The following is an 11,884-nucleotide window of genomic DNA, read 5'->3' on the forward strand; positions in this document are numbered from 1 at the left end:
TTTTCTAAAATAGGTTATTTGAAATGAAACTGACCTCGGAAACTGAGTCAAGAATAATAGAAATGGCATGGGAAGACCGCACCCCATTTGAGGCTATCGAATTTCAATTTGGTTTGAATGAATCCGACGTGATTCAGTTTATGCGTAGCCGGCTCAAATCAAGTAGCTTTAAATTGTGGCGTAAAAGGGTTTCGGGGCGCAATACAAAACACAACAAGCTACGAAACTCAGACATCATTAGAGGTTATTGCCCAACTCAATATAAGCCGCGATAGCGAACTGCACTTGGCATAAATTTTTATTACGAATCGCAACATTTATCGCCCTACCTTTGAATCAACTCCATGATTGGAGGGGAATAGTCACCACTTAAATCAACCTAGGTGTTTCAGGGCGATAATAAATTCCATGGGAGTCATATTCAGACGCCATCAAACTAATGATTCCACAGAAAAGATTAACACCAAACGCCCACTAAAAATAACTCAGATTAAGGCGTCATTTAACCCGTGTATCAATCTTCTTTTACCTTCTGTTTAGGCACTAGAATCACTAACCTTCTATTTTATCTTTGAAGGCACAGGCAAAAAGCTGCATGATTAAAAAGGAAAAATAGCTGATAACGGTTTAACAAGCACTCGGAGCTTGGAGGCAATTTTGAACAAATTACTTATGATATTTGCGTTGGTTTCTTTACCTTGCTTGGCCTCTGATGATGTTGAAGATCCCTGCAAAGTAAAAGGCGGTGGCGTTATGGCTGGTTATCAGTGTGTAGAAAAGAAAATGGAATCTGCAGATAAAGAGCTTAACGAAAGTTACAAGGAAGCAATAGCTAGAATAGGTGAGGAAGAAAAAGCACTAAGGGAAACATGGTCTCAGACCGAACTGGTAGAGCCATTTCGAAAGGCCCAAAGAGCTTGGCTAAAATACAGAGACGCCGAATGTGAGTTTACGGGCCTGTCTTCCACGCCCTCACCCTGGCAAGGTGTCCAGATTGAAGAATGTAAGTTAAGAATGACGTTAGAACGCGTCGAGTACTTCAATGGTGTATACGTAGGCTAAACGGATTACATCTAACAAAGCACTTCAATAAGATTCGCAACTCTTGGCAATTTCAGTTTAAATGTACTCTGTGTTTAAGATGCAAGCGTTCAGGTTGTGCGTAAAGCTAATATGGGTGTGAAATAATTATGGAAAAAGACGATTTAGTTGGGCTAGTAGTTAAGTATTTCGAGAAAATAGATGCCGGTGATCCTAGCTATCTGGATCTATTCTCAGAGGATGTTGATTTTTTCTTTCCAAAATTTGGGCAAGCGAAAGGAAAGAGTGCCTTAGTGGAGTTTGGCAATAGGATTGGTAGCTCGTTGATTAGTATCTGGCACGACATAGACGGCTTTCAAATAACGACTGCTGGAAACAAGGTCATTGTTGAAGGACAGGAAGGCGGCGTAATGAGTGATGGTACCTCTTGGCCGGACAACAAAGTTTCCATAGGGCGTTTTTGTAGTGTATTTGAGTTTGAAGGAAAAATGATAAGTCGTATGTTTGTGTACGTAGACCCTGACTTCCCGAGTCGAGATTTTGAGAGAATTTCCGTGCTGTCAGGCGAGAGCAACGTGCGACAAACTGTTCAAGCCTGAATACTACCGCTACCGCATAGCATCTTTGTTATGCGGTAGTATTCGTAGTTAAGGTGTGTTGAGGGCTTTGATATCGCTTTACTCACACCTTATCAGTGCGTTAGCCACATTCCCTTACTGATAGAAATGCTACTTTCTTCAATCGTCCTGTATTATGATAATGAAAAAGATTGCATTAATTTTAAGATTAAAATGAACCAAAAATTTTTTCTAAAACTACTCCCTGTCCCTTTTCTTCTAACCGGTTGCCAGTCTACGCAAAGCCAGCTACAGCCTATACCTGAAAACGTATTATCAAACCTATCGACTCAATGGGCAGTGGTAGAGGCCTGTTTTCATTCCGATGCTTATAGCTTAGAGCAATCGGTAAACTATCGAGAGGCCATTAACTATTCTTTTTCTACTTGGCTAGTCGATCAGTCCGATATCGATCAGTCTGTAAATGAAGCTCGTATAGCGTTATCAGAATATCAGTCTCAGAATGATGGTTTAGGAACAACATGTAAGGATTGGCACCTACCCCTAGAATCTGGATTGCGAGAAGTTAACAATCATAAGAATCAAGTGGCGATAGACCAGCGGCGAGCACATGAAATACATAAAGCAAACGCTTCTAAACCTGTGACGTATTCAACACCAGCATCTACTTCGACTAGTAATGTTGTTCACTGTTACAAATTGGAAGACGTTAGCTTGAATAAGAACATTCAAACGTTTAATGGAATGATATGCCCTATAGGCTGGCTTAAATATTATGGCTATTAATGTATTTGATTAATACAGTACTTAAGAATGAACTCTAAGTTTAATTTTTAGTTCAAGATTGGGTTTCTTGTTTACAATGTTATGTTTCCAGTTGGATTACCGTATTCGAATAGATTGACGAAGTTAATCAATATATGTGTATTGATGCTTACTTTTTATCGAGTTATCTTTGTTTGATAGCCATTAAAACGAGTAAGGAAACAAAGTGACTGTGTTAACAAAAGGCATACACCACGTAGGTTTAACCGTATCTAACCTAGAAGCAAGCGCGAAGTTTTTCACTGAACAATTAGGTTGGAGTGAAGTAAAAAGAAATCCAGACTACCCGGCAATATTTGTGAGTGATGGGCATATCATGCTTACACTATGGGCGGCTAAGGCTGATGCCGCCACTCCATTTGACAGAAAAACGAATATTGGTTTGCATCACTTAGCTTTACTCGTAGAGACTGAGAAGCAACTCTATGAGTTGCGTGATCAATTTATGGCGTCGGGAATCGAAATTGAGTTTGGTCCCGAGCTTGTTAAAACAGGACCCGCAAAACATTTAATGTGTTACGACCCAAGTGGTATTAGGGTTGAGTTTTTCTGGGCGGGCTCATAAAACAAACATAACAAAGTTTTATAATAGGGATTTGGTACACATGGCATTGTTAGTTTGCACCGCCTTTGGTATTTAAGGTGCTTAGCAGAAGCTTGTGTATCGAATGCCCCTCCCCTCCTACTACACATTTTGCGACTTACGAGTAAGTCCAAAAGGATAAATGTTATGTATAAAATCGGCGTTGTTTTATTTGATGATTTCACGGATGTCGATTTCTTTCTTATGTATGACTTGCTGGGGCGCACAACCGACAGTTGGACAGTAAGTATACTTGGAACTAAATCTGAACATCATTCCCACCTCGGTATGAAAGTTAAAACAGACGGACACCTTTCTGAGGTGACGAATCAAGATGTCGTTCTTATTACAAGCGGCAAACGGGGTATTCCAGCCGCTTTAAAAGATGCTGAATTTATGTCAGCGTTGAATCTTGATCCAAATAGGCAGCTAATAGGTTCGATTTGTGCGGGATCATTCATCCTCCATGAACTCGGTTTACTAAAAGGCAAGCGATTAACAACAAACCCAGATGCAAAGGATGTTCTACAAAGTATGGGAGGAGATGTTCAGGATCTGCCTCTCGTGATAGACGGTAATGTAGCGACGGCCGGTGGCTGCCTTTCACTGATGTATCTAATTGGTTGGTTAACAGAGCGGCTATTTGACTCAAACAAACGAAAAGCTATACAAAATCAATTGATACCTGCTGGGCAATTAGAGCTGTTTGAAGAACTTATTGCCACAACTATTCAATCAGCAGAGTTAGCAAGCTCGGATAACAAGGCGTTAAATAATCATTCATAACATGTGGTGTTTTACATTACGTTAGTTTTAGTGTTTAGGGTAAGTCACACATCAGTCTTGAGCGACTTACCCTTGAACATAACGCCACTTGGGGAAATTAACTTACAGGGAGTAAATCAATTGGTAAAAATGTACGGTTCTGAAGAGACAAGAGCGTTTTGCTGTAATTGTAAAGAAGTAACGCTACATCGGTACGAAAGCTTCTCTAAAGCGCAGGAAAAGACCGAGAAAAAAGCTAAAGGTTTCTTCTCAGGTCTATTTGCAGCAATAATTAGCTCATTAATGGAAGGCGAAGCGACTGGTGACTACAAATGTACAATATGCGGCACCAATCTTCACACGCCAGATAATTTAGATTAATAGTCAGTGTCTCTAATGCCACGGCTAGTGGCACGCAACATGATTTATAGACGGCTCTAGTGGGTTTGAAGTGTATGCACCTTATGCATTGCATTTAGGGTTTTGAGGTTGTGTTGCGGATCAGGTAGTGCGCTTTTATCTTTAACAAGGGGCTAACGCAGAGCAAAAACAAGGGACAAGAAAAGAAGTAGTTTTACTTGAGTATCAATGAATTACAGACACAAAAAAGCCCACCAAAAGGTGGGCTTTTTTAAAATTTGGTGGGTCCGGGCGAACTCGAATCGCCGACCCCTACCATGTCAAGGTAGTACTCTAACCAACTGAGCTACGGACCCAAATTTTTACGTTCCTAACCATTCAATTCAGAATGGTGCGTCCGAGTGGACTCGAACCACCGACCCCCGCCATGTCAAGGCGATACTCTAACCAGCTGAGCTACGGACGCATTTCTCTGGAACGACGAGGATATTAGCTATAAGCGAACGACGGTGCAAGCACAAATTTACCAACTTTGAACCGTTTGGCGAAAATGTAAACTCAACACGCGTTTTCAGATGATTTTATCGACAAGGACTGAGCCTGCAGGGTTTAAAAGTGTGATCTATATAACTTTTATTATCTCACTTAATTGTCGTAAGGCACTTCACTGAGCATCCAAATCTGTAAGGTTTGCGATACCTTAGGGCAAGTGCCGAACAAAATCTGATATTTAGGTTTAAATGGTTCGCCGATATAGGTTGTACGGATCAACTCTCCTGTTTTGACGTCTACTTGAGTGCTCACCCTGCCTTTGAAGTTTTGAAATATGACAAACTGCTCACTGTGGTAAACCATTTGCTCTCGGTAAAACAAGAAATGATCTTGGGGTGTCTCTGTCAATTCACACTCCAGTGGTTTCAAATTAGGTATCGCACTAGCATTCGATGCGATGAACAACGCCGATAAAATCCATCCGTATCGCATATGGCTGCCCTATTCTGCCCTCTTTTTCAAAGTATAGGCCCTGCCTTGATGACTGATACAAAAAAGGCTTTGATCATCTCTAATCAAAGCCCCTCGTTTCTGCTGGTTAATTGTCGTGTTTAGTCGTCCGCCTCAAACACAACGTTATAATTTTCGGTGTATGTACAATTCGGCTGACGGCTACAAGTAAAGAAACGTCTCCCTTTGAACTCACCTTGGCTTGCGGTTTTAATGATCATCGGACTGCCGCATTTTTTACAAAAACGCACTTCTTTATCGGGCTCAATCAAATCAATGTGTGCCGCAAGCAAACGACGTAATCGCCCAACTTGATAACTGTGCTTTATCGAGGCGCCAATTAAAGGCAGGTTGGCCGTCTTACAAACATGAATCAATAACTTTTGTCTTTCTATCTTACCCTTGTTTAGCTCCTGCCCATTATCCAATTCAACGATAACGCGCGGCTCTAGTGTCCTTGGGTCACAAATAACGTAATCAAAATAGCTTCGAGATATACGATTGTTCGCGACAAAAAACTGCTTCTTATTTTTGATTTCTTTTGGCGTAACCAAACTGGACATGTTTACTTTCGCGAATACTACGGCATGCTCCCCTACCGCCGCTCTTAACGCATTATAGAACGCACCCTCTTGACCTCTGAGCAGGGGGCCTTTCGAGCGATAAGGATAATCACGCGTGTCATCGTGCTTAATCACGTACTTTTGAATAACAAAGAAGAATAAAACCAGAAGAACAACAATGATAAAAATGTTGGTCATAAATAAAGTGCATCCAAAACAACTCGTTGCTCAAAGCGTAAATGGAAATGTTATACAGAGCAACAAAACCTCGCAATTTTGAGGCTCCACGACGATAGCGAGAAACAGAAAATTTTGCTCACCATAAAAACGAGCCAATCACACACTTGGATTGGCTCGTTTAAATTTTGTTAATACATTATGTATGCTAAGAATCAACTATTAGCGTCTGGCTGATTCTCTGGCATCGCATCAATAAAAGCTGGCAGTTGATTGCATGACTGCACAACAGCGTTAATGGTTGGATAAAGAGAGGTATCTACACCAAAGCGTTGTGCGTTATAAAATTGTGGTACCAGACAAATATCGACAATAGATGGCGAGCTTGTCAGGCTAAACTTGCAATCACCATTTAGTTTACGATGCTTCTGAAGTTTCTCTTCTAATGCTGTAAAACCTTTGTGGATCCAGTGATGAATCCAAGCGACTTTGCGCTCTGACTCGCAAGCTAACTCCCCCTCTAAATACTGTAGAACTCTCAAGTTATTCAGGGGATGAATTTCCATTGCAATATCCTGAGCCAAAGCTAGCGCTTGGTATCGAAGCGGCGTTTGCTCGGGGATCACGGTGACATCCGGGTAGTGTTCTTCTAAGTATTGAATGATCGCCAGTGACTGGGTTAACTGAACCTCCCCATCCACCAGCAAAGGAACCAGTTCAGAAGCGTTTAACTCATGGTACTCGTCACTGTGTTGTTCGCCACCATTGCGCACCAAGTGTACCGATTTTGAATCATACGATAACTCTTTAAGATTCAAACAAATACGCACACGATACGCCGCTGAAGACCGCCAATATCCGTACAAAACCATGCTATCGCTCATATCGTCTCCCAACCAGCACTGTTAGTGCTTGAGATATTGGCTAACTTGTTGGTCAATCGAACCGAATATGTTGTTGCCATCCGCATCGAACATTTCCAATCTAATTGAATCTCCAAACGACATGAAGTTAGTCGACGGCTTACCATCACGAATGGTTTCAATCATGCGAACTTCCGCGATACATGAATAACCAACGCCACCTTCTTCAATAGAAGTGCCATGTTCCGTTCCCTGCTTGTTGGATACCGTACCTGAGCCTATAATCGCCCCAGCAGATAGCGGGCGCGTTTTAGTCGCGTGAACAATTAAGTCTGCGAAATCAAACGTCATATCGATACCTGCATTCGGGCGACCAAACGGCTTGTGGTTGTAGGTCGAGACCAATGGTAAATGCACTTTGTTTTCGTACCACGCATCGCCTAGTTCGTCAGGTGTTACTGCCACAGGAGAAAACGCAGAAGAAGGTTTAGATTGGAAAAAACCAAACCCTTTAGCTAATTCTGCGGGAATTAGCCCACGCAGTGAGACATCATTCACCAGCATGATCAAACGAATCGACTCCTGAGCCTCTGCAACACTCGCGCTCATTGGTACGTCACCAGTTACCACAGCCACTTCACCTTCGAAATCAATACCCCATTCATCACTCGCAAACTCGATGTTGTCACAAGGACCAATAAAGGCATCAGAGCCTCCTTGGTACATCAACGGATCCGTCCAAAAACTCTCTGGCATTTCAGCGCCGCGAGCTTTTCGAACCAACTCAACGTGGTTTACGTAAGCACTGCCATCAGCCCACTGATAAGCGCGAGGAAGCGGCGACTCGCAGTAGTGCGCTTCAAACTCTTCATACCCTGCAACCGTGCCATTGTTCAGTGCAACGTATAGCTCTTCCAGTTGCGGTGCTAGCGTATCCCAGTTATCGAGCGCCACCTGCATCGTCGGAGCTAAGTTCATGGGGTGGAAAATTTCTGTCGCAGGTACGCAGCGCGTTAAGTCTTTGCTCACGACCATCAACAAACCGTCACGAGTGCCATTTTTCTTGGTTGCTAATTTCATCCTTGCCTCTTACTTCTCTTGCCAGCTATAGACGTATTCTTTGTTTTCTACTTTTTCCAGCTCATCCGAAAACTGAAGTGCGTGACGCGTATCAATCATGACCGCAACTTCGTCGGTGAAAGTCTTCTTGTGCTCTCGCCCTGCTTTGAATGCTTTCGGGTGAGGACCATGCGTAAATCCTGCTGGATGGAATGTCACCATACCCGCTTCAATGTTGTCACGACTAAAGAAGTCACCTGCATGGTAGAACAAGACTTCGTCATAATCGTCATTGTTGTGGTAGAACGGTACTTTGAGCGCTCCAGGATCACTTTCAATTGGGCGAGGAACGAACGTACACACCACAAATCCTGCTCCTACAAATGTAGTATGTGCAGAAGGCGGTAAATGGTAACGATGTGACATAAGTGGACGAATATCACGCCAGTTCACTTTTACTACCGCCAAATCACCATGCCAGCCAACCGCATCCAACGGGTTGAATGGGTAAGTGATAACACTGACTTTATCGTGGCGTTTCACCTGAACCTGTGTTTGATTCTCAGAATATTGAGCACGGAACTGATCGTTGATCGACGGCGTTTCTAAAACCGCTGGATCAAACACCGCGTGGTTTCCAACCATGCCTTTTTCGGGCAATGTATAGGCCGCATCGGTGTTTTCAATCATCAGAATGAACATCGGCTCGCTTGGTTCTAAACGCCAGCTCGTTGAGCGCGGGATCATGACATAATCCCCTTCGCTCACTTTCAAATGACCATAATCACAGTAGAGATCTGCCGTACCTTGGTGGATGAATAGCAGTTCGTCGCCATCTGCATTTCTCACCAAGAAGTCCATTTTTTCATCCATACGCCAAACACGAACTTTACAATTCGCGTTGTGTAATAGATGCGGGACTGCCCACGGGGTAATATGGCTGGCTTTCTCAACTAGATTAAAATCGAACGCTCGTGGACGTAGCTCGCCCTCCCACTCAGACCACCCCGTTGGGGCATGTTGATGATGAAAATGTGTTGCGGGGCCGAAGAAGCCACTTCGACCTGCCTCACGTTCATAAATTGCCTCTTCCGGGAAGTCAGCATGCGCTTGTTTAGAGCACACTCCCTCCCGGTGAGGGAATGTGATCCATTTATGCATCGCTCAATACTCCTCGGCGAATTTGGTCTTCTTCTATCGATTCAAACAACGCTTTGAAGTTACCCTCGCCAAAGCCTTCATTGCCTTTACGTTGGATGATTTCGAAGAACACAGGGCCGATAACGGTTTGAGTAAAGATTTGTAGCAAGATGCCATCTTTCGTTGGCGCACCATCAATAAGAATCTGCAAATCACGAAGCTTGCTTACGTCTTCACCGTGGCCTTCAACACGCTCATCGACTTTCTCGTAATAAGTATCTGGCGTTGGCATAAAGTCCATGCCTCGCTCACGCAAGGTTTTGACCGTTTCGTAGATGTCGTCAGTGGTCAATGCGATGTGTTGAATACCTTCGCCATTGTATTCACGGATAAACTCTTCAATCTGTGATTTATCATCTGACGACTCATTGATAGGAATTCGGATTTTGCCGCAAGGTGCGGTCATCGCACGGCTGACAAGACCAGTCAGCTTACCTTCGATATCGAAATAACGAATTTCGCGGAAGTTACCAATGCGCTCATAGAAACCTGACCAGACATCCATGTTGCCTTGCTTAACGTTGTGCGTTAAGTGGTCGATTTCGTAAAGACCAACATTCGCTTTTGATAAACGTTCATCAGCATCATCATAAAAACGAAAATCGACATCATAAATACTCTGCTTTCCATAACGGTCGACAAAATAAAGCAAGCTTTCACCGATGCCATAAATAGCAGGAATGCTTAGCTCCATCGGCCCAATTTCCGTTTTATATTCTTTACCGCCATTCTCTAACGCATGCGCCAGAGCAACGGTGGCGTCTTTCACACGAAATGCCATGCCACAAACCGACGGACCGTGAACTTTGGCGAATCCCTCAGCTTGGCTATGCGGCTGCGCATTCACAATAAAGCTAATGTCACCTTGTCGATATAACCACGCTTCTTTTGAGCGATGCTTTGCAATCTCCGCAAAACCTAACGATATAAACAGATCTTTAAGCTGTTGAATGCCTTTGTTGTCAGCAGCGGTATATTCAACAAACTCAAATCCGTCTGTTCCTAGTGGGTTATATGCATCAACCATGACTTTCTCCTTGTCTCAGTAGCTTTTGTTTGGACTTATTTTTCTAACTTGGCGCAGGTCTTGAGAAATTGGAATACGTGGGGAGAAATCTTTATCTTGGCGATTTTTACGCATAATTGTAAAATATATGTTACACGCAGAGAGCGCATCGAACCCACTTTCGTAAACATCAAACAAACTGCTTATTTTCAATATATTAGATTGATATTTTCGGCTTTACGCCACCACACAAAATGTAAACAAGTTGTTACTTTGGCATTTTATCTTGGCAACGTAGCTCAAAAAGCAAAAGGGGATGGAAAGTCTATTGCACCCTATCTCTATCCGATTTATTCATTTGATCCTGCAAAACATCAAAAGTAATGTTTCGTGACGCTTCATACAGTTCGAAAGGCTCATCGGTCAGAATCGTGTCATGGATACCCCTTTATTGATTCACCTCAGTTTTATTCAAAAGTAACTGTGCCATAAGTGGTGCTCTGTTCCCTATCGAGCCGAGCCACAAGGCTTCACGCTCGATCAGAAAAAGAGACATCTAATGACACACATCAATCAAGAACGCTTAGTTGAACACTTTTGCCAACTAGTACGTATCAACAGCGAATCAAAAAACGAAAAACAAATTGCAGAAACACTGGCAGAACAACTAGGCGAGCTAGGCTTTACCGTACGCAAACTTCCAGTACCTGAGCACATTTCTAACGGTTTTAACGTGTACGCCCGTTTAGACGGCAAAAAAGACGGCTCTATTCTAATGAGCTGTCATATGGATACGGTCACTCCAGGTATTGGCATTGAGCCAATCATCGAAGACGGCGTTATCCATTCAAAAGGCAATACGATTCTTGGTGGCGATGATAAATCTGGTATTGCTGCCATCATGGAAGCCGTTCGTTGTATTCAAGCGGAAAACCGTGAGCACAAAACGTTAGAACTTGCTTTCACCGTGTATGAAGAAGGCGGTTTATTCGGTTCACAATACTTCGATATGTCACACGTCACTTCAACGGAAGCAATCGTGTTAGACACAGGTGGCCCTATTGGCACCATTGTGACCGCAGCCCCAGGCCAGCAAAAGATCATGGCAAAAATCAAAGGCCGACCAGCACACGCAGGGCTTGCGCCAGAAGAAGGCATCAGTGCGATCATGGTGGCGGCTGATGCTATCAACCAAATGAAGCTACTTCGCATCGACGAAGAAACGACAGCCAACATCGGTGTAGTGAATGGCGGTCAGGCCACAAACATTGTTATGCCTGAATTAAAAATCGTGGCAGAAGCACGCTCCCTGAATGGCGATAAACTAGATGCTCAGGTCAATCATATGATCTCAACATTAGAGTCTGTCTGTGAAAAGCACGGTGCAGAAGTCGAAATTGAATCTAGCCGAGCCTACGACGCTTTTGTTATTGAAGAAAACCACCCACACGTAAACGCTATAAAAGCAGCGTTTTCAGAGTTGGGAATTGACGCCTTCACAAAAGGCACTGGCGGCGGTAGCGATGCCAACAACTTTAACAAGAAAGGTCTCACAACGGTCAACCTTTCAACTGGCATGGCAAAAGTACACACGACAGAAGAGTTTATCGCGGTAAGTGATATGGTCAAAATCACTGAGTTCGTGAAACATTTCCTAGTCAGTTAACGTCGTGCCTTTTGAAGAGCAGACTGACTATCTTCCCCTTCTAGCCTGTGCTTGAAGGGGATTTTAATTTGTATCGAAGCAAAATTACTTCCCGTCATGCCAACTTGATATCAGATCTTCAAAGAAATTCCCCTAGCTCACTTTTTGAGACCAGACAGCTCAACACCCGACACCCTGTTACAGTAATGTTAAAACT

14 protein-coding genes and 2 tRNA genes are annotated in these 11,884 nt (G+C 43.3%); 8 read left to right on the top strand and 8 right to left on the bottom strand.

The features are described 5' to 3' along the window. The first annotated feature begins 23 nt into the window (after nt 1–23). The 7 genes from R7Z47_RS08620 (at nt 24) to R7Z47_RS08650 (ending at nt 4,173) form a co-directional block, all read left to right on the top strand. Nucleotides 24–275 carry a TIGR03643 family protein gene (locus R7Z47_RS08620; protein WP_005377824.1) on the top strand — a complete coding sequence of 84 codons (252 nt, stop codon included), beginning with the start codon at nt 24–26 and terminating at the stop codon, nt 273–275. A 397-nt stretch (nt 276–672) separates the two neighbouring features. Then, complete coding sequence (locus tag R7Z47_RS08625; RefSeq protein ID WP_017820912.1) at nt 673–1,062, top strand: lysozyme inhibitor LprI family protein; 390 nt, start codon at nt 673–675, stop codon at nt 1,060–1,062. 128 nt (nt 1,063–1,190) lie between these two features. Beyond that, nucleotides 1,191–1,640, top strand: coding sequence for a nuclear transport factor 2 family protein (locus tag R7Z47_RS08630; protein ID WP_054730747.1), 450 nt, complete (start codon nt 1,191–1,193; stop codon nt 1,638–1,640). A gap of 192 nt (nt 1,641–1,832) precedes the next feature. Beyond that, on the top strand, nt 1,833–2,405 hold the full coding sequence (locus tag R7Z47_RS08635; protein ID WP_236147217.1) for a hypothetical protein: 573 nt from the start codon (nt 1,833–1,835) through the stop codon (nt 2,403–2,405). Nucleotides 2,406–2,610: 205 nt separating this feature from the next. Continuing rightward, on the top strand, nt 2,611–3,009 hold the full coding sequence (locus tag R7Z47_RS08640) for a VOC family protein (protein WP_031780991.1): 399 nt from the start codon (nt 2,611–2,613) through the stop codon (nt 3,007–3,009). 165 nt (nt 3,010–3,174) lie between these two features. Beyond that, nucleotides 3,175–3,813 (top strand): DJ-1/PfpI family protein, encoded by a 639-nt coding sequence (locus R7Z47_RS08645; protein WP_054729556.1) that lies wholly within the window; start codon nt 3,175–3,177, stop codon nt 3,811–3,813. Nucleotides 3,814–3,942: 129 nt separating this feature from the next. Next, nucleotides 3,943–4,173, top strand: a complete 231-nt coding sequence (locus R7Z47_RS08650; protein ID WP_017820907.1) for a hypothetical protein — start codon at nt 3,943–3,945, stop codon at nt 4,171–4,173. A gap of 258 nt (nt 4,174–4,431) precedes the next feature. Here R7Z47_RS08650 and R7Z47_RS08655 read toward each other — a convergent pair. The 8 genes from R7Z47_RS08655 to hppD form a co-directional block, all read right to left on the bottom strand. Beyond that, a tRNA-Val gene (locus R7Z47_RS08655) sits at nt 4,432–4,508 on the bottom strand. A gap of 33 nt (nt 4,509–4,541) precedes the next feature. Then, nucleotides 4,542–4,618 (bottom strand) — tRNA-Val (locus R7Z47_RS08660). Between the two features lie 179 nt (nt 4,619–4,797). Then, a complete protein-coding gene (locus tag R7Z47_RS08665) occupies nt 4,798–5,136 on the bottom strand; it encodes a hypothetical protein (protein WP_053303140.1) in 339 nt (112 codons plus the stop codon). 119 nt (nt 5,137–5,255) lie between these two features. Then, nucleotides 5,256–5,915, bottom strand: a complete 660-nt coding sequence (locus tag R7Z47_RS08670; RefSeq protein WP_005377831.1) for a DUF2726 domain-containing protein — start codon at nt 5,913–5,915, stop codon at nt 5,256–5,258. Between the two features lie 194 nt (nt 5,916–6,109). Continuing rightward, nucleotides 6,110–6,778, bottom strand: coding sequence for a maleylacetoacetate isomerase (gene maiA / locus R7Z47_RS08675; RefSeq protein ID WP_318129980.1), 669 nt, complete (start codon nt 6,776–6,778; stop codon nt 6,110–6,112). 21 nt (nt 6,779–6,799) lie between these two features. Beyond that, nucleotides 6,800–7,837 (bottom strand): fumarylacetoacetate hydrolase family protein, encoded by a 1,038-nt coding sequence (locus R7Z47_RS08680; protein ID WP_269128399.1) that lies wholly within the window; start codon nt 7,835–7,837, stop codon nt 6,800–6,802. A gap of 9 nt (nt 7,838–7,846) precedes the next feature. Further along, a complete protein-coding gene (locus R7Z47_RS08685; protein ID WP_318129983.1) occupies nt 7,847–8,977 on the bottom strand; it encodes a homogentisate 1,2-dioxygenase in 1,131 nt (376 codons plus the stop codon). Beyond that, nucleotides 8,970–10,043, bottom strand: a complete 1,074-nt coding sequence (hppD, locus tag R7Z47_RS08690; RefSeq protein WP_033905171.1) for a 4-hydroxyphenylpyruvate dioxygenase — start codon at nt 10,041–10,043, stop codon at nt 8,970–8,972. Before hppD ends, R7Z47_RS08685 begins: the two co-directional genes overlap by 8 nt. A gap of 538 nt (nt 10,044–10,581) precedes the next feature. On the opposite strand from hppD, the gene R7Z47_RS08695 reads away from it, so the two are divergent. Further along, complete coding sequence (locus R7Z47_RS08695) at nt 10,582–11,688, top strand: M20/M25/M40 family metallo-hydrolase (RefSeq protein WP_318129984.1); 1,107 nt, start codon at nt 10,582–10,584, stop codon at nt 11,686–11,688. The last annotated feature ends 196 nt before the right edge of the window (nt 11,689–11,884 follow it).

The sequence above is a fragment of the Vibrio sp. 1641 genome, assembly GCF_033339995.1.
Taxonomy (GTDB): domain Bacteria; phylum Pseudomonadota; class Gammaproteobacteria; order Enterobacterales; family Vibrionaceae; genus Vibrio; species Vibrio alginolyticus.